We start from the raw sequence: 22,202 nt of genomic DNA on the forward strand, positions 1-22,202 counted from the left end.
AGTCGTCTCACTTACTATTAAACACAACGCACCCAAATGGAGCGCGGCCGGGGGCAATGCCCTCATGCCACCCCATTTGGGTGTTTTCGTTGTTGTTTAATAAGTGAGACAGTGCAAAAGTACTAATTTTTGTTGAATATGAAAGTAATTGAGATACTGAAATTGAATAAAGGAATGCTGAAAACATGCCGGAAAGTGGGAATCCGGATGGAAGACGTACAGTATATCGAACTATACAATGACTACAACAGGCTGTTGGACGAAGGCGAAAAGGTTTCCTACATCGTGGCAGTACTGGCCGAACGTTATAATGTTTGCGAGCGAAAGGTATACACGCTCATCAAACGGCTGCAAAGCGACTGTAACCCGTTTGCAGTGTAATGGGACAGCCTCCCCATTGAAGAGGGATAACGGCGCGGTACCTTTGCAGGGTATCAAAACAACACACCATGAACAAGTATTATCAAATCCTGAAAAAGGTACTTGCCGACGGCAAGACACAAAAAGGCAGAAAAGGCGAAAGCCGTTACCTGCTGAACGAGACGGTAACGCTGTCCCCTGCGGAACTGCTCGATATTTTCGAGGGACACAATATCGCACGGAAAAAGCTCAGAAGCGAACTGTCGCTCTTCATGAGCGGGGAAAGACAGGTTGAGAAATACCGGGAAGCCGGGATAAACTGGTGGGACTACTGCGGCTCCATCCTCGTGAACTCCTACCCTACCTATTTCGAGAAGCTACCACCTCTGATTGGCAAAATCAACCGGGAAAAACGAAGCAGCAAGAACTACGTGCTGTTCCTCGGTTCGACCGGCACGGAAAGCAACCAGGCACCATGCCTCAGTCTCGTACAGTTCCAGATCGAACAAGGCGAACTGGTCCTGACGGCCTACCAGCGTAGCTCGGACGCCAACCTCGGATTACCGGCGGACATCTATCACCTGTACCTTATATCCCGGCAAATAGAACTACCCCTGAAATCCATCACAATCAACCTCGGCAACGTGCATATTTACGAGAACAACGTCACACGCACACAAGAACTGCTTGCCGGAAATCCTAACGTAAAATTCGAATTGAACGTATGAAAAAGACGTATCTGTCAGCCCCGCTGCCATTCGTGGGCCAAAAGCGCATGTTCGCACGCAAGTTTATGAAAGTATTGGAACAATATCCGGAAAGCACGGTATTCGTTGACCTTTTCGGCGGTTCCGGCCTGTTATCACACATCACCAAACGATGCAAGCCGGAAGCCACGGTCATATACAACGATTTCGACAATTACCACAAGCGATTGGAAAACATCCCAAGGACAAACCGGCTTATCGCCGACCTGCGTGCCATGGTAGGGAATTCCGTTCCACGGCACAAGACCATAACCGGAGAACTGCGTGAGCGCATCTTCAGCCGTATCCTCCAGGAGGAGCACGAGACCGGTTACGTGGACTTCATCACCCTGTCCTCCTCTTTGATGTTCTCCATGAAATATAAACTGAGCGTACCGGAGATGCAGAAGGAAGCCCTTTATAACAACATCCGGAAAGCGGACTATCCGGAGTGCACGGATTATCTAGATGAGCTGGAAATCGTCTCCTGCGATTACAAGGAGCTGTTCAACCGGTACAAAGACACGCCGGGCGTGGTGTTCCTGGTAGACCCGCCGTACCTTTCCACCGACGTGGGTACTTACAATATGAGTTGGCGTATGTCGGATTACCTCGACGTGCTGAACGTGCTATCCGGGCATCCGTTCGTCTATTTCACCTCAAACAAATCCTCCATTCTGGAGCTGTGCGAATGGATCGGGAAAAACAAAAACATCGGCAACCCGTTCGAGGGATGTACCCGGATGGAGTTCAACGCCCACATAAACTACAGCTCATCCTACACGGACATGATGCTGTTCAAAAAAGAGGCTGCCTGACGGCGTTTCTTTGCCCCCTGTCGAAATAGAAAGCCTCCGGCAGTAATTTGTCCGCCGGAGGCTTTACTGTCTGAACATGGCCGTTTATCGAAGCCGTTTGAAGGCCACGCACGAATACACCTCGATATTTTCCACGATCTCCTCGTGGTTGTGGTTCGTCTGGCTCTCCACAAGGTCAAATGCCATGAAAGTATCGCCATCCATGCACGAGAGCCGCTCATGTATCAGTTCCGGCAGGTCAAACACCTCCAACGCCTCTTCCTTGAACGGGCTGCCCTCGTTGGCTGCACCGGCCCAGTCCGTCACGATATGCAGTTTCACTTCCGGTTCGGCCCGATATTCCACCCCGTCCACAATCGCATTCCAGCGTATCGGGCAGAACTCCACGAATACGGCAGGGCGTTCCCAATTCTCCTCCTGTTCGATAAACTCCACATTGTGGTTCCACAGGTCGATGTGTTTTATCAAGCCTCCGCCCACCTCCTTCAGCTCCTTGCAGAGCATATTATAAAGTTCCTTTCTCATTTCCGTCTTATATCAAATTCAACATTGAAATATTCCGTTATATTCTCCTCTATGATTTCACGGACAGCCTTCTCCACTTCGGGAGAAACCCCCAAGAAACGCCTTCGGGGAATCTTGATCATGCTGCCCTCCTTTTTCAACGCCATGAACTTCCAGAACTCCGCCTCTCCGGTCAGCTGCACGGTACGTTTGTCCTTGCGTTTCTCTCCATTCTTCCTGCGCCCGAAAAAACCGGTCGCCTCGTAGTATTTATGCCAAAAGTAACGCTTCATCTTTTTTGTCACCTTTATCTCCCCGCCGTCATTGTGGATGGCCGCATACGGAAGGTCGGTGTAAAACGTGATGCTGTTCTCCGTGATTCGGCTGGAAACGCTCCGCCTGAGCCGGCCGGTATCTATCAAAATAGAACCTCCGGGACGTGTCGGGCTTTTACGCCGCTGCCATGCCTCGGAGAAAAAAGCCTGACGCTCAAAATTACGGTCGAACTCATCTGTCATCTCCACCCGGATATCCTGCAGGATCCGGGCGATTATCTTCTGCACGTCCTTGTTCATAGTCATCGTCATTAAAGAGTAAAAGCTGGCGGGTCTCCTCGTCAGCTATTTTCTTGCTCGCATCCGCGCTCGCGTTGAGTATATTGTAGAATGTACGTTCGGTAACGGCATATACAGGATATACGTACCGCCGCCAGATCTCACGGTTCGGTACACCGCGTTTGGCATATTGGTCGTATATCCTGTTTATCTCCTCCACACGTTTCTCATAACTTACTCCGCGTCGCTTTGCCATCGCTTACTCCTTCTTTGGATTATATGGTTGAATGTCCAGTTCCATCTTCGCGCTCACTATCACCCGGCCGCTGCCGCCACACTGGGGACAATTTTCCTCGATAGTATTCACTTTCTTTTTTCTGAAAATCCGGGAAGGAAGTTCGGTCGTTCTCTGTATGACACCCGTGCCGTGACAAGCACGACACAGGGCTACTTTGGGGCTCTTCTCTACATTCTGTATCATACTCTTTATTTTTAGGATTCTGTCATACCCAACGGGATGGGCTTCCACATCCCGTTATTGTCTCTTATCTCAGCTCTGATGAACTGCTTGCTCACCTCCGGTTGGTAACTCTCCTCGATGATGCGCACGCCTTCCATGAAACGCTCGTCACCGGTTTCCATCGCTACCTTGCGCAACTGAACGATGCGCGAGGCTTTCAACGTACCTTTGGCATCACGTGCCAACAGGCGGAGAACCATGCTCACCAGCGCCTTGGTCTTTTCGTCCTTGGCGAGGCTTTCGATATACTCCTTCACGATGGCAATTCCGTCCTCCACCGTATCGCGGTAACCGTCTGTCACATACACACCCAACGTGATACGCTTGCTTCCCTCGCTGTTGGTGAATGTGTGACTGCGCTGATCTTCCTTTGCTTTCGTCTTGAACAGGTCGGACTTCATTTCAAGGATGGTCTTGAAATTCTCCATCACCGTCCGCTTGCTCTCCTTGATGCGCTCGCTGATACCCTGCAACACCGGAATAGAGCGTTCTATCTCCTCGTCCACCATCTGCTTATACATCTCGCGGTCGGCTCTCGCCTTCTCCTCCGCAACTTTCTTGGCTTTCGCCTGACGGAAGGCATCAAACTCCGCCTTCTCAGTTTCCGTCATTACGACGGTCTGGTTCTTCTTTTCCATAATTCAAATCTTTTTGTTGTTAATCCATCAATTCTCATACTCCTCACCATAATCTGGCGTTTCCAACTCGCTTTCCAACAGGGCTTCCTCATATTTCTCATAAGACCACTCGTTCAGCCTGTTGAAAAACTCTTCCCGATCATCCCGGTCCATTTCCGGGAACACGTCAAGTATCTGGTTCTTGACATTCTCAAGCAGTTCCTTGAATCTCTTATCCATATCCGTCAATTTTTAGGGGCTTTGGTGTCTATGAACATATAGGTCACCGCCGCCGGTTGTTTTACTTCCTCTTTCTTTTTTTCCTTGAGCCCGCCCTTGCGCCGGATAGAGCGCAGCTTTACAGCCAGTTGTTCCAGTTCGTCCGAAGAGATTTGACTGAACGTCTTTCCCGCAATCCGAGGATTCCGGCAGAAGTCATTGACACGCGCCCAGTCCGAAGTGTCGATTCCCATTTTTTGCATGAGTCTCAAACACACGCTGCGCCAATATTTAAGCTCCTCTTGCATCTTCTGACGACGCTCGTCCACACCGGCCAATTTCTCCAATCCCTCACAACAGGTCTTATATTCAAGCCTCGTCATTTCACGAAGACTGTCTGTCCGGTTCCATGTATACTGCAACACGATGGACTTCTTGAACTCTTCCCGGTCTCCGTTGAACGGCAGCTTGTTGAACAAAGCGTAAAACCGGGCGAAATTGGTTACTTCCTGTGCCATATCATCCTTTCACTTTTTTCTCCACCGAAAGGATAGCCAGACTTATCATCATAAGTTTTACAGACTGACTGTCCTCCTCAAGCAAATCAATATCCGCAACCACAGGCTCACCGCTCATGGCATTCCATACTTGCTCTACCTCTTCCGTCTTCTTTTGGTTCATCAAAAAGAGATACGCATCATACTCGGAACGATCAAACTCAAATACGACCTGAACTTTCTGTTTTTCTTCCATAGTTCCTATCATTTATTGTTTTCTTTCTTCGTTACTTCATATCCTTTTTCTTTAAGATACGTTGCCACATAATCATCATTGCCAAGGTCATTCAGCACATCAAAAAGATAACTTGACACATACCCTGCAACGGCATGTGCCGATGCATAATCAATTTTTTCAGAGATAAACTCCACCTTCTTGGTTCTACCCAATCCTCGAAATGCTTTTTCAATGTCATTCATAATTCTATATTTTAAACTGTTATTCAAACAATACTTTAATGCCGCATGAACTCGCCACGTCAAGTTCCAACTTCGCACCCTTGCTCAGTTCCCAGTCCTTCAGCATATAGATATACTCACAATCCAGAAGCAAGGCGATATCCGCCCGCATGTGTTCTCTCCAATGAGCCTCATCCGGCAGTCCGTTCTTAAAAGGATTGACCGGGGAAAAGCCCATATTTCTCAAATTCTGTTCCGCATTGGCAAACGCACCCTTGCGCTCGTCGATGTTGTAGTGGGCTATTGCCCCGCTGATGTAAACCTTGTCTTTTTCCATATCACAAATTATTACTCGTTTGAATGATTCCTTCTTCCCACACCACATAATAGCTGCCGGCCTCACCGATGGCACGGCCTTGACAATATGCCTTATAACCGACCACCCGGATCTTCATGTCGCAGATATAACGCAAACGGATCGCACCGCCTCCCATCGGCTGGCTCTTCTTTTCCTGGCTGATCCAGATGAAGCACTTTTTCGGGAAACGCTTCATCAAGGCTACCGCATCCGGATACTCCCATTCCGACACCTGATACGAATCCACGATGATAAACTTCGGGGACTTCGGCTTCTTCAATCGGTCTATCAGTTCCTCATAGGTCTCGTCCACAACCACACGGAACTTGCCTTGCACCTCGTTCATCTTCAAATATTCCATACGGCGTTGGAATGTCTGGTTCACGCCCTCCTCATAGCTCAAGTACAACACAAGGCCGTACTTGCACAGTTCCTTGCCAAGCTGCATCACAAAGCTGCTCTTCCCGCTGGCACTGGCACCGCTGATGAACCAGGAGGCGTTCTCCGCTGGGAACCCGAAAGGCTTGTTCCATTTCTCGCCCCATGGCAACGTCACCCATTTCTTGGCGGCTATGTCTTTCGGACTATATGCTCGTTTCATGACTCTTTTTCTATTGATTCAATCCTATATTTCAGAAACCCTTTGATGATATGCGGAGGATGGTGTATCGGGCAGAATTGCCCTACGTGAAGCCCCCAATACGGGACATAAGCATCTTTCCATATTTCATTTTGAAATGGTCCGGCTTCCTCCACAAGACCACCTTCATTTACTTTGAGCCATAACAGGTCTTGGCCTTTGTCCTCTAAAACTATCTTAACCATTTCCTATGCCATTTTAAGTTTCTCTATCTCGGTATATACTCGCCTCAGACCTCCACGTGTCTTGCGTACAATCTGCGCTATATCCGCACCTGCCGGAGCATTTACTTTAGCCACCGTCCGAGCTTGGGTATTCAAAAACGCCTCACGCTCCTTGCCGTCATCAGGTGTCACCTTGCTGTAACGGTCTCCATAACGGCTCAACATCTCAGTATAGCCCACTTTCTTACATTCTATCGAACGATTGATTTTTTCTTTCAAACCATCCGCACCCATCATATACCAAGCACAACTGCGTTCGGTGGCATTCCACAAAGCCTTCAGCTCAAGGAACGCCTCATACTGCAAATCCCCGGCCTCGTCCAAAATAATAAGCGGATTCTCAATGGAACGGAGGTAATAAGTCAAATCCTCGTATACATCGCTATATTTACCTTTGGCATCCACTCCGAACTCCGCAGCTATCTTACGCACCAGCTTCAGCTTAGTCTTCACCTGCGAGCAGTCGATATACACGGCATTCTTGTGGTTCTGCACATAATACCTTGCAGTAAAAGTCTTTCCGATGTTTGGAATGTCGCATAGGATAGCCGACAGGCTCGACTGCTGGGAGAACTCAAGCTGGGCGGTTATATACTCGAACGTGGCGGTCTTGGCAACCTTCCACTCCATATCGGCACGGAGGCCCACACCCAAACGACGGGCTATACTTATCCAGTTGGCATCACTAAGGGCTTTATCCGTCTGTCCGTTCTTAATGGCACTGTACACCGATGTACTGATGCCAAGGGAGGCGGCATGTTTCGCGTCACTCGGATAGTTCGCACGGTTGGCAGCTATCGCTCCCAAAATCTTCTGTTTTTGCGCTTCTGTAATCATAATTCAAACGCTGTTATAATGTTATTCTAATCGTATTCTTACATATCTCCAATAGCCATTGCCGCCATATTGGTCGGCTGCCATTCGTAAGCTTCATCGGGTTCTTCAGGAACAGATGCCGTAGGTAATACAAGGCTTTCCGTTTCCTCATCTTCTTCCTCACGTTGGACCGGTGCCACACCTACCTGACCGATAGCGTTATCACGTACCCATTTGTCAAAGTGACTCATTATCTTTGCCTGTTCCGTATAAGCTGCCTTATCTTCTTCGGTCTGTTCCGCCATTACACGGCTATAAGTCACAACCGGGCGCACCTTGTCGATATAGCGGTCATTCTGATACAGGAACACATCGGTCGGTTTGCCTTCCTCATCCGGCAAATAGAAAGCCGTCACCTTGCGGTTATTAGGCTCCAACTTCTCAAGAACCTCCGGACCGCTCAGCCACCAGTCAGCGTACGCCACACGTACCGTACTGTTCCGTCTTACGCTTGTTTCCACCCTCTCGCCGATATAACGGCTCAGGGTCAGTTTGTCAAGCGGGCGCAGAGTCGGGTTGATCCTCGCCACAAGCACATCCCAGCGGGTCATACCCGGATATTTCTTCTGGTTGGGGTGCAGCGTGTTGTTCCATTCAGCACAATCCCTGCGGTCATCTGCCACAAGTTCCTCAAACGTATAATATTTCCTATCCTCGTAGGTATGGTTCCCACTGTCGCTGATTTTCTTCTGATCCACACGCCGTGCCCCTTTACCGTACCAACGACCCACCCCTTCATGGTTCTTATGGGCGATGGTAGTCTTGAATGCGCCGTTCAACGGTTCGGCATATTTGTCCTGAGAGTTCAACGGTGCACAAAAGCGCACAAACTTGAACACCTCACCGGCTTTCAGGAAGCCCTCCTTGTACTTGCTCATCAAATGCTGCTCCACCTCGATACCGGCAGGCATCCCCCACCCGTTACGCTCAATCAGGCGGAACATATCCCGGAAACAGGCAACCACAAGGGCTTCGTCTTTATCACGGCCGTAAGCAAGCCCCACACGGCACTGGCTCACCATATCGTAGGCATAATAAGCATGTACGTATTCACCACCCTTCATGCGACGCGGAAGATCCACGTCATCCATCGTAATCTGGGACAAGGAGAACTCTCCACTGTGGCGGTGCATGTGTGGCATTTGCTCGTGGTAGAATTCCGACCACCCACGACGCTTTTTCTCTATGAGTACCTGGTTGGCCGGCTTGTTCAAGATGTTGCGAATGGTACTTTCGCTCAGTTCTTTCGGATCACCGTTCTTATCCGTAAAATCGTTATGGTTGAATATTTCCCCGGTTTCCAAATCCCATACCTCCAACTCACCACACACAAAGGAGATATACATCTCGTGTACGTCACTGCCATAAGGCTGGTTCGGCAGCACCGTGATGCTCAGCACGAGACGCTCGGTCTTGTAATCCACTTTCCTCGCGCACTGGTTACCGAACTTTCCACTGATAAGGCACTCATAACCGTACTGCTTGTACTCGTTCACCTTCTTTCGGAAACGCAAGGTACTCGCCGGCAGATCATGTCCGAACTCTTCGCGCAGCGTCTCAATGGTAGTAGCCATCATGCTCCAATCATACTTCTCTCCCATTAACTTTCGATAATCACGACTACGATTGTACAACTTGATACAAGTATTCAGTACTGAAGCATTTATCGCATACTTTCTGGCAAGCTCGTCAGAAGCCTTATCGCTGGACTGCCGGGCAGCCCAATCCATAAAGAAAGCGACGGCAGCCTGATCAAGCTCGTAATTCGATATTATCCAGCCACGCAAAAGCACGGCATTGCCACCAGGATATTTCTCCTCGACTTTTTCTTTGTAAGAGGTAGGCAGACTATCAATAACAATCAAAGCTCCATTTCCTTTCGCTCCACCACCACGACGTGCTACCTTTATCCGGCCACTGGATGCCATATACTTGTAATTCGGAACAGTCATTATTCCGCCATCAACAAGTTCACGAAACGATATGCAAAGTTTGTTATCGAAAAATTCCATACTCACACCTCCTTATTTCAATGCGGCCGCAAAATTTTGGATGCTGTCTATATTGGAAAATGTCACATTATCATAATGTCTCACCTCTTCCCCTTTATAAGTCACCACACCCGTGCTGTCGTTTTTACTGATCTCTAACAATGCGCCGTTCGGAAAATATTGGCGTATCACGTTATCATGGTCGTGTAGTGTCTCCATAACCGGAGCCACCGCCATTACAATACCACCACGCTCACGGGCGGCCTTCTGGATCCTACGGATGGTATCCGTATCCTGTTCAAAACGCAGGGCTTTCCAAACCGTCACGCTGCTTACGTTGAAAGCCTTGGCCAAAAACTGGCGATCCTCACTTGTTACATGAATATACTTCTTCATATCTCACTTGATTTTAATATCCTAATTCGTTATATTTGTTGCGTTTTAAAAAAATAACCGACTTATGCCTCAAAATCCGACATCACTGCCTTTCTTGGTATCTTACGCTGATACTCTCTCATCAGCGAAGAGCAGACCTCTAATCCAAACAGCCCTGACAGCGATTGCATCTCTTCAAGAAATTGACTGCGTGTGTATCGACAACATAACGCTACCTGACGATATTGCAGAAGCCGGCGCTCGACTTGGAGCATACACGACAGCTGATCTTGTCTGGTTCCACTTCTCAAAGCATTCACTAATGACGCAAAAGGTGTTCGAGAAAGCCGTTCGCGGACTCTTTGCTCATAGTCAGTTGGGAAGCCCGGTATGGGTGTTTCTTCTGCCGGAGAAATACCGACATCTTTACCCTTCTCCGTGGAATTGATTGTTCTTTTCATAAGTCACTCATTTTAGTGTCTATATCTGAGGGAGTCCAGGGAATCGAACCCTGGCGCAAGAACCATACACTCCCGTGTGTCTTTCCACACCGCCACCCGTCTCTTGACGCCTTCCGGGTTGTCACGCTCGGTTTTCCGTTATCCTTCAACACTTTCACCTTTCTCTATAACTTCAAGAAGCATTATAAACTTCTCACGTACAGACTGCTTCATCTCCAGTTCTAATGTATGCGCCAGATTTGAAGCTGCACTGGTACTGTTCCTGCGAATGCTTCCGGAAAGAAGACTGTCAGTCAAACTGCTTATCTTGTTTTCTATAAACAACTTTGCTTCCTCATGACTGCCAACGGATAAAACCGTTTTCAAAGCGCGGTAACAAGCAAGCTCTCGTTGTGTTTTGTACATCTCTTCAGCATACCAGCAAAAGAAGTGTTCATAGTCCTCGTTCATCTCTTTGGTGTACTTGTCAGCTTGTTGTACCAAAGCGTCTATATGGTTCTTCACAAAACTGAATACAAAATCCCAGCAATCCATTTTCTTATTTTCCATAATCTCACTTATTTAAATTCGTTTATAATCGGTTTCAAACTCACGCCGTAGCAGCTCATCAAGCGCCGGATGAGATTCTTTACATAAAAATCGGGAGCGGAAAACACAATCCCGGTCTCTTCAGTGTATCTGAAACTGATACCGTCCATCATCAACACGTAAGCTACTTTGTGCTTCACGCTTTGTGTCTGCCATTCTTTGATTTCTTCGTTCATTTTCTTTAAGTGCTAAAATTCGTTATTCTCGACCTTTTTTTGTATCTTTGGTCGCTCGTTAATTTCTTAACTCGATGCAAATATAATACGCATTTGCGAATAAACAAAGTTTTAAGAGTTAAATTATTCGCATTTGCGAAAAATAAATTCAATGATGAGTATAAACGAACGTTTAAAGACCATTATCGAAGAACAATATAATGGCAATAAAAGAGCCTTTTCTATGGCGATAGGAGTAACACCTACTGTCATTGAAAATGTAGTTGGTAGCCGTCAAGGAAAGCCTTCATTTGATGTACTTGAAAAGATATGCGCAAATGCGAATATTTCACCTGATTGGTTATTAATGAATAGGGGAAAGATGCTTTACACATCCCCACAAGACAGTTCTGTTACCACCAAAAGCCAGGCAGCTTCTGCCAATTTATCTCCAGATATGCTCACAGAGCTTCTCAACCGTATCACAGAACAAGCAGCTGAAATAGGCCGTCTCAAAGAACAAATTCGCCAAATGAATCTTGAAAAAGGGAAACCTGCATCGGATGCGTACACTTCTGGGAATGCAAATGTAGGGTAGAGCGTACTTTTACCATCCGGAGAACATGAAACGTTACCCTGTGGGTACCCCCGATTATACCTTCAGACTCCCCTCTCTCGGTATTCCCCCTCCATCCACCCCATATAATCGCCCCAAAAGGACTGATAATCCGTTATATAATAATGTATACTTTTTATAGGTGATGGTTTTTAGGGTGGGTGTATCAAGGCATATTTTACACCTATCATTCAAAAAACCATATTTTACCATACTTCCAACTACCCCCTCTCAAAACCGTGTTTACTAACCCCAGTTCTTATAAAAACTAACCCCACTTTCTAACCCCAGTACTATCCCCACCTCCAAAATTGCCACTCCAAGTGTCACACCAAATGTAGAAATCGCCATCTGAGAACACAAAAAAAGGAGACCATAAGTCTCCCCCACAAGAATAACTGCTGAATGGTGATTTTCTTTCGTTCTAATGCCATTCTAATCTATTCACCTATCTCCCCTCCTACTCCCTGAAATAAGCGTAGATTGCTTGATTATAGCCCTTTTAGTGCATACTGTACCATTACCGGACAGACCGGCATGTAACAAATAATTCTTGGTCGCACCCACCTGTTCCGCCGTCAAAACCGTATAAACAGCCGAAATACTACTAAAATACCAATCTCTTCGCTTTGTTCCGTCTATTCCGTGCGTCAAATGCACATGTATAACCTTTGCCATATCAATATATTTTATAGTGCAAATATACTAAATAATCATTATATGGAATATATTCAACTATTTGTAATTATAGAACGGCAATAAAAAAAGCAGCCGTAGCTGCCCGTCATCCCCCCTACTCCACCACATGCAAATCCAATGTAAACATGATTAAAGTGAATCGAAAATCTTCGCATCACTTTATACCCCCAAAATTAAACTGAAATTAAACGCACGTAAACGTTTCGTTTTACACCACCATTTTTGAGAAACACTCATAAACCTTTGGAAGACAAAGCGGTTAAGCCATTTTTCACCTCACCCCATCATATACGCTTCGTTCTGTGCCCCGTATAAAGCCGGTAACATACGTTACCAGGATATAGACGGAGATGGCAAGATCACCGCTTCCGCCGACCGTGTACGTTTGGGAAATTCCCTGCCTGAAATGCAATACGGCGGATCCATTTGGGCAGAATGGAAAGGTATAGATTTCAACTTGTCATTTCAAGGAATCGGACATCAATTAGCCTATTGGAGCTGGCCCGGTACACCTTTCAATTTCCAAGCATATGCATGTCCGGCAAATTTGATCGAAAGCCATTGGAGCCCGACAGCGACGGATGCAGAAAATGCCAAGGCAAAATATCCGAAACTGACGACCAATAGTGCCAATATTTATGCAAAAAGCGATTTCTACATTTTCAACGGAGCTTATATGCGTATCAAAAACATCACATTGGGTTACACGCTCCCATCCGAATTCACGAAGAAATTTCTTGTCAATAAGTTGAGAGTCTATTTCAGTGCAAATGACCTGCCTGCCTTCTCGAAATATCCTGAAGGATTCGACCCGGAATGGGGGGATCGCTCAAAAGACCTGATTATGTCTTCTTACATTTTTGGCTTGAATGTTTCATTTTAATTAAAGAATCCTGTTATGAACAAAATAAACAAATATCTATTAACCGGAATAGTCGCACTCGGTATGACAGCTTGTGCTAACCTCGACCTAAACCCGCTTTCTGAAGGATCGAGTGAAAATTGGTATCACGATGAAACCGAAATAGAAATGGCTCTTAACGATTTGTGGAGACCGGACTTCTTCCCTATCGATGCCATCTATTGGGACGACGATTTGTTGAATCGAAATGGTTCTAATGAAATTACACTCGGAACAGTCACCTCTCAATGGGGAACAGCATCAAGTCGTTGGACCTCATTATACAAATCAATCGCCCGCGCAACGAAAGTCATCAATGCATTGGACAATGGAACGGCTACGGGAATAAACGAAAGTAAAATCAACCAATACAAAGGAGAAGCATACTTCATGTTGGGGTTTGCTTATTGTGAACTGACTGCCTATTATGGTGATTGCGTGCTGAACAAAGGTATGACTTTGGATGAAGCATACGTGGCGACCCGTTCACCCAAAAGCGAAGTGCTTGCATACGCATTCGAGTGTTTGGATAAAGCTGCCGAATATCTGCCTGACTCCTATAAAGGCCAACAACGACCGACTAAAGGAGCAGCTCTCGGTTTCAAAGCCCGTTTTGCCCTCTTCCATGAAGACTGGCAAACCGCTATTGATGCTGCACAAAAATGCATGGATCTTGGGGGTTACAAATTGCACGACAATTACAAGGAAATGTTTCAAGCGAACAGTTCTCCCGAATTTATGTTTTACTTCAAAGGTGACTTGACATTAAAGAAAGGATACGGTTTCATGGAGAATGTACGTGACTTTGTCATCCGTAAAATCGGTGGCCACTGCAATCAAAGCCCGTCATTGGAATTGTTCTGCTCCTACACCTGCACGGACGGTTTACCTATCGACAAATCACCGCTCTATAACCCGAAAGATCCGTTTGCCAACCGCGATCCGCGCCTGGCAATGACGATTCAACCTTTCAAAACCAAATACTCTACTGATTATGCCGAATATGAACAGTCCAAAAAAGACGGCACATTCCCTGAAAAATATCCGGACTATATCACATTAGGCTATGAATTCAATCCCAGTCCATATGCGAATAGAGTGTATGAAGTATCTACCGGCAAGATGGTAGTCAACACCGATTCTAAAGCATCGAACCAACATTCGGCTTATAACGGCTTGGTTCTCCGCAAATTTGTAAAGGATGAATGGAAAGATTTCAACAATTATAATCTGAAAGCAGACAACTGCTATCCATACCTGCGCTATGCCGAGGTATTGATGACTTACGTGGAAGCGAAAAACGAAATGGGACAATGTACGCAAGATGATTTGGACAAAACAATCAATCTAATTCGCGAACGTGCCTATCGTGATACTGGTATTGCTTATCCTCGCGTAGAAGTGCAATCACAAGAGGCCCTGCGTAAAATTATCCGCATGGAACGCCGTTCGGAATTTGCTTTCGAGGGGCTACGCTACCGCGACCTGCTGCGTTGGCGCATTGCTGAAAAATCTCACAACAAGTCTATGTACTACTTGAATCGCGCTTGGTCTAATTCTGCCAATTGGAACGGTTTGACCGGAAGCGAATCAAACATCGAATTGTCTCAAGATTTCATGACATTATTAAAGAACTGGGACGAAGGTAACTATCCCATCGGTGGCATACCGACAATCGATGAAGACGGGCTGCCGAATCTTACGCCTATGGAAACAGCCGGATATATCACCACGTTCTACAAAATGTCTTTTGATCCGAAAAAGAACTATTTGTGGCCTATCCCTGCCAATGATATCTTGGTCAACAGTAACCTGACGCAAAACGACGGGTATTAATCTCTGGTAATCGAAGCCTCGATTTTTAGTGAAGATCTATAATCGAGGCTTCGGTAATATCTTTTCAGCGTTGAAATAATATTTTCGAGACTTTGGTTAACAAATATTGCTCTATGAAGTATAAGTTATTTCCTCTTATTCTTTGTCTAACATTCTTTTCCTGCCATTTTGAAAAAAAGGAAAAAACATCCGCTCCTGTCAAAGAAGTTGACATTTGCATTTACGGAGGAACATCCGCCGGCGTTGTAGCAGCTTACTCTGCAAAAAAAATGGGTAAATCCGTCCTCCTGGTAGAACCCGGTAAATATTTAGGAGGCATGACAACCGGTGGCCTCGGAATGACGGATATCGGGAACAAATACGCAGTTACCGGATTGGCACGCCTTTTCTATCGCCGTATAGGAGAGCATTACGACAAATTCGAACAATGGACTTTTCCACCGAGTGTCGCAACAGCCACAATGAACCGTTTTGTGAAAGATGCAGAATTAGATGTTCTGTATTATCATCGTATAACAGACGCTCAAGTTCAGAATAAAAGAATAAAAAGTATTACTTTGGAAGATTCACGGCAACCGGATGAAAAGACTTTGATACGAGTTAAAGCCAAACAATTCATCGATTGCTCGTATGAAGGAGATCTAATGGCAAAAGCCGGCGTTTCCTATTTTGTCGGACGGGAAGGGAACGAAGAACAGGATGAGACACTTAATGGAGTCCAGATGTCTGTCTGGCACCAATTCCCAGACGGAGTAGATCCATATCTGAAAGAAGGAGATCCGAACAGCGGCTTATGCTGGGGAATCCAACCAAACACACTACAAGAAAGAGGAAGTGGTGACAAACTCGTACAAGCATACAATTTCCGCTTATGCCTCACCGACAATAAAGAAAATCAACGTCCGTTCGAGAGGCCGGAAAACTATGACCCGGCCAAATATGAACTACTGGCACGTGCTATCCGTAAAATGAATTTGCATATAGACAATTATCTCTTATTCAACTGGGGCATAATGCCGGACAACAAATATGACGTGAATAACCGCGGACCGTTATCAACCGATATGATCGGCATGAATTACGAATATCCGGAAGGTGACTACGCAACCCGCGAAAAAATCTGGCAGGAACATGTAGACTATACAAAAGGACTGCTCTATTTCCTCACACACGATGAAAGAGTTCCCGCCGAACTTCGCGACCAAGTTTCCAGATTCGGATGGGCGAAAGATGAATTTACAGACAATGACAACTTTCCGACCCAGCTATACGTGCGCGAAGCCCGACGCCTGAACGGAGAATACATCATGACACAAAAAAATTGCCAAGGGGAAGAGACAGTGGGAGATGCGATCGGAATGGCAGCCTACGGGATGGACTCTCATAATTGCCAACGTATCGTGACAAACGGTATGGTAAAAAATGAAGGGGATGTCCAATATCATGGTTTTCCTCCCTATCCGATCTCGTACAAGAGCATTACGCCCAAACGCGAAGAATGTACCAATCTATTGGTTCCCGTTTGTATTTCTTCCACCCATATTGCTTTCGGATCAATCCGTATGGAACCGGTCTTTATGGTATTAGGGCAATCGGCAGCCGTAGCATCGGCGTTAGCGATAGATGAGAATACAGATGTCCAGACAATAGACATAACCAAGCTAAGGAAAATCCTGAAAGACAATCCTTATTTGGATGGTTCTACTCCCGAAATTTTAGTCGATGACAGCGACATTGACAAAATAAAAAGAACGGGGCATTGGCAAAAAGGGTTTGGTGCACATTATAAAAACAGCTACTTAAAAGCGACGAATCAAAAGAACGATTGCTCTTTCACCTTTATGCCTGTCATCAAAAAGACAAATGCATACGAAGTCTTCTTTTACTGCACAGCTCTTTCCGACCAGGAAATGCCCGAAGTCATGGCTTTTGACATTACAGGTAAAGAGGGGATCAAGCAAGTAGAAATATCGCCCAGATCCCACAAGGGTTCATGGGTAAGCTTAGGCACATACGCATTTGAAAAAGGCAACTGGACATCTACTGTCAAGATTGACGGCAGTCGTTCGAAGGGTGCCTTATTTGCCGATGCCATTATATTAGTTCCTAAAAAATAATTTTTTATCTTTATGGTTTCAATAAAGACCAGTATAAAAAGAGAATACCATGATTACACGACGTGATTTTTTAAAAGTGACGGTAGCCGGAAGCGCATTAGCCTCTTTAGGTAGCGTGACGGAGGCGCAGGCTGCGATGAAGTCTGCTGTTCCCGATGGGAAATTCTGCCATGAAGGGGCGCGGAAGATTCCGGTGATTGCAGAGGTAGACCTGGTAGTGGCAGGCGGAAGTTCGCGGGCTGTCGCCGCTGCTGTTGCCGCAGCGAAAGCTGGCAGCCGGGTTTATCTGATCGGCTACATGCCTTATTTAGGTGAAGACATATGCGGTTCGCATCTCTACGAACGGGAGGAAGGTGAAAAACCGCAGACAGCACTTGCACGCAAGCTCTTTAGGGGGAAAAGCTTCCCGACTCCGCTTCATATAAAGAAAACATTGGAAGACGAGTTGATCGACAACAATGTCCGGTTCCTCTACAGCAGTTATGTAACGAATGTGCTGACGGACCCGTCAGGCAAGCCTGCGGGAGTCGTGATCGCAAACCGTTCGGGCAGGCAAGCCATCCGTTGCAAAGCGATTATCGATGCGACGCACAATGCTTCCGTTGCAGGGCTATTAGGAGCAGCACGTAAACCTTTTGCCGCCGGTATGCAGGAATTCAGCTATACAGTAGTCGGAAATACAAAAAAAGAAGCACCGGAAATCATCCGGGCCGAAGAATTGTCCCAACCCATCAAGGTTGGCGAGAAAAGCTATCCGGTCACCCGCTATACATTCCGTTTACCGCTCAAAGACGACTCGTATGCGTCACTGGCCGAGGCCGAACAGCTCATCCGTAACCGGACATGGGATATAGAACAGGTCGATAGCTCGGATCTGCTCTGGTATATTCCGAAACAAACGATTGACAGCGAGAATGCATATAACGGGAATCCGGTTTCCTTGCGCAAACTGCCGATGCAAGCGTTCAAATCAAAGAATATCGCGAACCTGTGGGTGCTCGGTCCTTGTGCCGAGATATCGAGAGAGTTGGCAGCCAAAGTGATGCGCCCCGTTCCGGCTCTGTTCATAGGAGAAATGATGGGCGAAACGGTTGCCGGACAAATAAAAGATATCCCCGTACCGGCTCAGGCCACTGTCCGCCAGCTTAAAGTAAACGCTTCGAACTACGGACAAACAGGCGAACTGCTCTCCTCGCTCCGTCCGTCCCTGCAAAAAGGGTTCGTCGACTCTCCGGCAGGTGCGCTTCCGGTTTTAGGCAGCTACGATGTAGTTGTGATGGGAGGCGGAACAGCAGGTGCTTCCGCCGGAATATCCGCAGCCAAACAGGGAGCCGATACATTGGTATTGGAATATCTGCATGGGCTTGGAGGATTGAGTACGTTAGGGATGATCGGTGTTTATTGGGACGGGTTCCGGGGCGGATATACCGCTCATATAGACAAGAGTGTCCTGGCGATGGCGCCTAAAGACCATCCGAGGCAACCCAAAGGGGAAGGACGTTTCCCGGCCGACTGGAAAATGGAATGGCATCGCAAGGAGCTGTTGCAGGCAGGAGGTAAACTCTGGTTCGGCGTGATGGGATGCGGAGCTCTGACAGAAGGAAACCAGGTAAAAGGAGTCGTAGTCGCCACCCCTTTCGGGCGAGGCGTCGTCCTATCCAAAATAGTGATAGACAGCACCGGAAGTGCAGACATAGCCATTGCCGCCGGTGCATCGTTCGATTATACTGGTAAAAAGACAATCGCCGTACAAGGTGCGGGAACCGGCAAATGGGCTCCGGGCGATTATTACAACAATAACGACTGGTTGTTCGTTGACGACACGGATATCCTGGATGTCTCACGCGCTTTCGTCCAAGCCAAGACAAAGCTTCAAGGGCAATACGACCTGGTCAAGATTCCCCAGACACGCGAACGCCGCCGGATCATAGGCGACTATATCATCTCGGTCTACGACGTGATCAACCACCGCCGCTATCCCGACACGATTTCTTACCACAAAAGTTCGTTCGACACGCACGGCATGATCATAGACCCGCTCTTCATTCTGAACCCGCCGGAAAAACGCCATATGATCTACGACGCGGATGTTCCGCTGCGCAGTCTTCTGCCTAAGGGATTGGAAGGTATTCTGACAACCGGCCTGGGAGCAAGTGCACACCGGGATGCCATGCCGGTGATCCGCATGCAGCCTTGTCTACAAAACCAAGGATATGCAGTAGGTTATCTTTCAGCCTTGTGTGTCAAGGAAAATAAATCTCCCCGAAAGATTGACATCAAGAAGGTACAGCGCCACCTGGTCAAGATCGGCAACCTGCCGGAACGGGTGCTGACGGATAAGGAGTTCAAGGGATTCAGTAATTCCGAGATGAAAAAGGCGCTCGCCAGCGTGACAGACAATTATAAAGGGCTTGAAATATTGCTGACCGATCCCGAACGTTGCATCCAGTTTGTCGGGAAACAAATCGCCGGGGCAACCATGCCGGAAGAAAAAGTGATCCTCGCCAGCATCCTGTGTATTTTAGGACAAGGGAAACACGCCCCGATACTGGCAGAAGCCATCCGGCAATATAAGGATTGGGACGAAGGTTGGCACTATACCGGCATGGGACAGTTCGGCATGTGCCTAAGCCGCTTGGATGCTCTGATCACGGCATTGGGGAATGCCCGCGACACCTCTACCCTTCCTGCCGTACTGGAAAAGGCAAAGAAGTTGGAACCGGAAGACTATCTTTCCCATTTCCGTGCCATCGCTATGGCCACGGAAGCGATCGGAAGCCGCGAAGCTGTTCCCGTACTGCGGACCATGCTGACGACACCGGGTGTACGAGGCCACTCGATTCTTTCGTATGCCGAAGCACGTAGCAGTGCGGTCCCCGACCTCAACGACACGTCCACCCGTAACCTCGCATTGAAGGAATTACACCTGGCAAGGGCTCTTTATCTGTGTGGCGACCAGGACGGCATCGGAGAAGAGGTGCTCCGCCGGTATGCCGACGGCCTGCAAGGCCATTATGCTCGTTATGCACAAGAAATATTAAACAGTAAATAGCACTTTATGAGAAAGAAAACACTTGTTCTCTCCCTCCTTTTGGCTTGTGCGACCGCTTTCGGCCAGTCGTCCTACGACTTGGTGATCGTCGGCGGCAACCCCGGAGGAATCATGGCAGCTATCTCGGCTGCCCGGATGGGGAAAAAATCGGTGATACTCGAACGTACCCCTTATGTCGGCGGACTTCCCGCCAACGGACTCGGAGCGACCGACATCGCCACCCGTGCCGCAACGACCGGCCTGTTCCGTGAGTTTGTGGACGGAGTGAAGCAATACTATATCGACACCTACGGTCCTGACTCCGAACAGGTGAAGGTATGCAGCGACGGCTACCACTTCGAACCTTCCGTCGGGGCACGCATCTTCCAAAAGATGCTCGACGGACAAAAGGATAAGATCACGGTCCTGACCATGCGCCAGTTCGATGCCGAAGACGAAAACATAGTCATGCGCGACAACCGCATCGAAAAGATCCGCATCCTGAACCGCGAAACCGGGGAGATGGAGGAATACACCGGTTCGGTATTCTTGGATGCCACCTACGAAGGTGATCTCGGAGCCGCCGCCGGCGTACCTTTCCGCGTAGGGCGCGAAGGGAAAGACGAGTTCGGTGAACCCGGCGCCGGACGTGTCTACAAATATTGGGGCGGTCCGGAAGGGAACGGCAGCACGTTCAAGAAAGACAATGCCGTGCAGTCCTATAATTACCGCCTCTGTCTGACCAACAATCCGGCAAACCGCGTGGCTTTCACCAAGCCGGCCCATTATAACCGCGAAGACTATGCCTCTATCGTGGAGGACGTCTGGACCGGACGCAACACGGATGCCGCCATGCAACGCGTGACCTCCGAAATGATGGAAGAGAACCGGAAACATATCAAGGCCGGCAATCCCTCCAAACTTCCGGGCGACAAATGGGGGATCGCCAAGATCACCAACATCGTCCATGTCCCGAACATGAAGACGGATGCCAATAACCAGCATGGCGTGTTCGTCTCCACCGACCTGCCGGAGGAAAACTGGCCCTGGCCCACCTCTTCGTGGGAATGGCGCGACAAGTTCGCCCAACGTCTGCGTGAATACACCGAAGGCCTTTTCTGGTTCGCCCAAAACGATCCCGAACTGCCTGCCCACTTCCGCAAAGCGGCAAAAGAATGGGGGCTTTCGAAAGACGAATATGCGGACAACGGGCATTTCCCGCGCCAAGTCTACGTCCGTGAAGGCCGTCGTTTCGAAGGCGTGTATTTCTTTACCGCCAACGATGCCATCCCGGTAACGATCGGCAGCCGCCCGCCTATCCACGAAAGCAGCATAACGGCCAGCCATTATGCACTGGACTCGCATGCGGTGCGGAAAAGAGAAGAAGGAAGGGTACATTTGGACGGCTTCCTGAGCTATCCGTCGGCAGTCTACACTGTTCCTTATGGCGTGATGGTCCCGAAAGAGGTGGACAACCTCCTGTTGCCCGTCCCGGTGTCAGGTTCTCACATCGGATTTTCCACCCTGCGCATGGAGCCCTGCTGGATGGCGATGGGACAGGCCGCCGGTATCGCTTCGGCCCTTTCGATCGACGAGAAAGTTAAGGTGCAGAACATCGACCTCTCCCGCCTGCAGGACAAGCTGGTTGACCAGAAGGCGACACTCATGTATTTCAAGGATGTGGATTACACGAGTCCCCACTTCCGCATGATCCAGTATCTGGGACTGCGCGGCTACCTCCCCGAATGGAATGCACGTTTGCAGGACCCGGTAGATGCTGCGACCCTTGCCGCTTGGAAAAAACTGAGCGGAACAAACCTATCAGGTATAGAAGCCGGGAAAACAACAAGATTAGCAACCTTGGAAATGATTTACCGGGAAATAAAATAACCCCAAAGGAGAAACAAAAACAACCCCCTGCCCCACACTTGACGTAGGAGCAGGGGGTTGATCATGTATAAATAGAAAAAATTGTTTTTACGTAAAATATAAATACCTTTGCACGTGTGTTTCACCTATTGTCTAACTTGTAAATATAAA

General features: G+C 47.8%; 27 protein-coding genes and 1 pseudogene. 9 read left to right on the forward strand and 19 right to left on the reverse strand.

The window, feature by feature from the left end:
• Positions 1 to 138: 138 nt before the first annotated feature.
• The 3 genes from BQ9893_RS15800 (at position 139) to BQ9893_RS15810 (ending at position 1,924) form a co-directional block, all read left to right on the forward strand.
• Entirely contained in the window at positions 139 to 381 is a 243-nt protein-coding gene (locus BQ9893_RS15800; RefSeq protein WP_008778303.1) for a helix-turn-helix domain-containing protein, read from the forward strand.
• Positions 382 to 449: 68 nt separating this feature from the next.
• On the forward strand, positions 450 to 1,088 hold the full coding sequence (locus BQ9893_RS15805) for a thymidylate synthase (RefSeq protein ID WP_008675554.1): 639 nt from the start codon (positions 450 to 452) through the stop codon (positions 1,086 to 1,088).
• Positions 1,085 to 1,924: a DNA adenine methylase gene (locus tag BQ9893_RS15810; protein ID WP_075966840.1), complete on the forward strand. Its 840-nt coding sequence runs from the start codon at positions 1,085 to 1,087 to the stop codon at positions 1,922 to 1,924. The genes BQ9893_RS15805 and BQ9893_RS15810 overlap by 4 nt, the downstream gene beginning before the upstream one ends.
• A gap of 84 nt (positions 1,925 to 2,008) precedes the next feature.
• Here BQ9893_RS15810 and BQ9893_RS15815 read toward each other — a convergent pair whose 3' ends face one another.
• From BQ9893_RS15815 to BQ9893_RS15900, 18 genes are all read right to left on the reverse strand, one after another.
• Positions 2,009 to 2,449: a hypothetical protein gene (locus BQ9893_RS15815; protein WP_008675551.1), complete on the reverse strand. Its 441-nt coding sequence runs from the start codon at positions 2,447 to 2,449 to the stop codon at positions 2,009 to 2,011.
• Positions 2,446 to 3,003: a phage virion morphogenesis family protein gene (locus BQ9893_RS15820; RefSeq protein ID WP_075966841.1), complete on the reverse strand. Its 558-nt coding sequence runs from the start codon at positions 3,001 to 3,003 to the stop codon at positions 2,446 to 2,448. Before BQ9893_RS15820 ends, BQ9893_RS15815 begins: the two co-directional genes overlap by 4 nt.
• Entirely contained in the window at positions 2,936 to 3,238 is a 303-nt protein-coding gene (locus BQ9893_RS15825; protein WP_008675547.1) for a hypothetical protein, read from the reverse strand. The genes BQ9893_RS15820 and BQ9893_RS15825 overlap by 68 nt, the downstream gene beginning before the upstream one ends.
• 3 nt (positions 3,239 to 3,241) lie before the next feature.
• Entirely contained in the window at positions 3,242 to 3,463 is a 222-nt protein-coding gene (locus tag BQ9893_RS15830; protein ID WP_075966842.1) for a hypothetical protein, read from the reverse strand.
• An 11-nt stretch (positions 3,464 to 3,474) separates the two neighbouring features.
• Positions 3,475 to 4,140 (reverse strand): DUF3164 family protein, encoded by a 666-nt coding sequence (locus BQ9893_RS15835; protein ID WP_075966843.1) that lies wholly within the window; start codon positions 4,138 to 4,140, stop codon positions 3,475 to 3,477.
• A 27-nt stretch (positions 4,141 to 4,167) separates the two neighbouring features.
• A complete protein-coding gene (locus tag BQ9893_RS15840; RefSeq protein WP_244155158.1) occupies positions 4,168 to 4,359 on the reverse strand; it encodes a hypothetical protein in 192 nt (63 codons plus the stop codon).
• A gap of 5 nt (positions 4,360 to 4,364) precedes the next feature.
• Positions 4,365 to 4,856 (reverse strand): hypothetical protein, encoded by a 492-nt coding sequence (locus BQ9893_RS15845; RefSeq protein ID WP_075966845.1) that lies wholly within the window; start codon positions 4,854 to 4,856, stop codon positions 4,365 to 4,367.
• 1 nt (position 4,857) lies between these two features.
• Positions 4,858 to 5,091: a hypothetical protein gene (locus BQ9893_RS15850; RefSeq protein ID WP_008778299.1), complete on the reverse strand. Its 234-nt coding sequence runs from the start codon at positions 5,089 to 5,091 to the stop codon at positions 4,858 to 4,860.
• A gap of 8 nt (positions 5,092 to 5,099) precedes the next feature.
• On the reverse strand, positions 5,100 to 5,315 hold the full coding sequence (locus BQ9893_RS15855) for a hypothetical protein (RefSeq protein ID WP_008675537.1): 216 nt from the start codon (positions 5,313 to 5,315) through the stop codon (positions 5,100 to 5,102).
• Between the two features lie 19 nt (positions 5,316 to 5,334).
• Positions 5,335 to 5,631, reverse strand: a complete 297-nt coding sequence (locus BQ9893_RS15860; RefSeq protein WP_032934364.1) for a DUF4406 domain-containing protein — start codon at positions 5,629 to 5,631, stop codon at positions 5,335 to 5,337.
• A gap of 1 nt (position 5,632) precedes the next feature.
• Positions 5,633 to 6,253 (reverse strand): AAA family ATPase, encoded by a 621-nt coding sequence (locus BQ9893_RS15865; protein WP_072546188.1) that lies wholly within the window; start codon positions 6,251 to 6,253, stop codon positions 5,633 to 5,635.
• Entirely contained in the window at positions 6,250 to 6,477 is a 228-nt protein-coding gene (locus BQ9893_RS15870; RefSeq protein ID WP_075966846.1) for a hypothetical protein, read from the reverse strand. The genes BQ9893_RS15865 and BQ9893_RS15870 overlap by 4 nt, the downstream gene beginning before the upstream one ends.
• Before the next feature lie 3 nt (positions 6,478 to 6,480).
• On the reverse strand, positions 6,481 to 7,353 hold the full coding sequence (locus BQ9893_RS15875; RefSeq protein ID WP_075965120.1) for an AAA family ATPase: 873 nt from the start codon (positions 7,351 to 7,353) through the stop codon (positions 6,481 to 6,483).
• Positions 7,354 to 7,391: 38 nt separating this feature from the next.
• Entirely contained in the window at positions 7,392 to 9,404 is a 2,013-nt protein-coding gene (locus tag BQ9893_RS15880; RefSeq protein WP_075966847.1) for a hypothetical protein, read from the reverse strand.
• Between the two features lie 12 nt (positions 9,405 to 9,416).
• Positions 9,417 to 9,779 (reverse strand): hypothetical protein, encoded by a 363-nt coding sequence (locus BQ9893_RS15885; protein ID WP_008675524.1) that lies wholly within the window; start codon positions 9,777 to 9,779, stop codon positions 9,417 to 9,419.
• A gap of 62 nt (positions 9,780 to 9,841) precedes the next feature.
• A complete protein-coding gene (locus BQ9893_RS21430) occupies positions 9,842 to 10,219 on the reverse strand; it encodes a hypothetical protein (protein ID WP_129943470.1) in 378 nt (125 codons plus the stop codon).
• A 138-nt stretch (positions 10,220 to 10,357) separates the two neighbouring features.
• Positions 10,358 to 10,768 carry a hypothetical protein gene (locus BQ9893_RS15895; RefSeq protein ID WP_008675519.1) on the reverse strand — a complete coding sequence of 137 codons (411 nt, stop codon included), beginning with the start codon at positions 10,766 to 10,768 and terminating at the stop codon, positions 10,358 to 10,360.
• A gap of 8 nt (positions 10,769 to 10,776) precedes the next feature.
• Complete coding sequence (locus BQ9893_RS15900) at positions 10,777 to 10,983, reverse strand: hypothetical protein (RefSeq protein WP_008620891.1); 207 nt, start codon at positions 10,981 to 10,983, stop codon at positions 10,777 to 10,779.
• 151 nt (positions 10,984 to 11,134) lie between these two features.
• Between BQ9893_RS15900 and BQ9893_RS15905 the strand changes: the two genes are divergently transcribed.
• Positions 11,135 to 11,560, forward strand: coding sequence for a helix-turn-helix domain-containing protein (locus BQ9893_RS15905; protein WP_075966848.1), 426 nt, complete (start codon positions 11,135 to 11,137; stop codon positions 11,558 to 11,560).
• Positions 11,561 to 12,022: 462 nt separating this feature from the next.
• Here BQ9893_RS15905 and BQ9893_RS22220 read toward each other — a convergent pair whose 3' ends face one another.
• A complete protein-coding gene (locus BQ9893_RS22220; RefSeq protein WP_075965123.1) occupies positions 12,023 to 12,256 on the reverse strand; it encodes a hypothetical protein in 234 nt (77 codons plus the stop codon).
• 334 nt (positions 12,257 to 12,590) lie between these two features.
• On the opposite strand from BQ9893_RS22220, the pseudogene BQ9893_RS15915 reads away from it, so the two are divergent.
• The 5 genes and pseudogenes from BQ9893_RS15915 to BQ9893_RS15935 form a co-directional block, all read left to right on the forward strand.
• Positions 12,591 to 13,160, forward strand: a pseudogene (locus BQ9893_RS15915) (SusC/RagA family TonB-linked outer membrane protein); the annotation flags it as partial.
• Between the two features lie 15 nt (positions 13,161 to 13,175).
• Entirely contained in the window at positions 13,176 to 15,014 is a 1,839-nt protein-coding gene (locus tag BQ9893_RS15920) for a RagB/SusD family nutrient uptake outer membrane protein (protein WP_075966850.1), read from the forward strand.
• 113 nt (positions 15,015 to 15,127) lie between these two features.
• On the forward strand, positions 15,128 to 17,131 hold the full coding sequence (locus tag BQ9893_RS15925) for an FAD-dependent oxidoreductase (RefSeq protein WP_075966851.1): 2,004 nt from the start codon (positions 15,128 to 15,130) through the stop codon (positions 17,129 to 17,131).
• A gap of 49 nt (positions 17,132 to 17,180) precedes the next feature.
• A complete protein-coding gene (locus BQ9893_RS15930; protein ID WP_075966852.1) occupies positions 17,181 to 20,183 on the forward strand; it encodes an FAD-dependent oxidoreductase in 3,003 nt (1,000 codons plus the stop codon).
• A gap of 6 nt (positions 20,184 to 20,189) precedes the next feature.
• A complete protein-coding gene (locus tag BQ9893_RS15935; protein ID WP_075966853.1) occupies positions 20,190 to 22,052 on the forward strand; it encodes an FAD-dependent oxidoreductase in 1,863 nt (620 codons plus the stop codon).
• The last annotated feature ends 150 nt before the right edge of the window (positions 22,053 to 22,202 follow it).

This window comes from Parabacteroides massiliensis, assembly GCF_900155425.1.
Classification (GTDB): Bacteria; Bacteroidota; Bacteroidia; order Bacteroidales; family Tannerellaceae; genus Parabacteroides; species Parabacteroides massiliensis.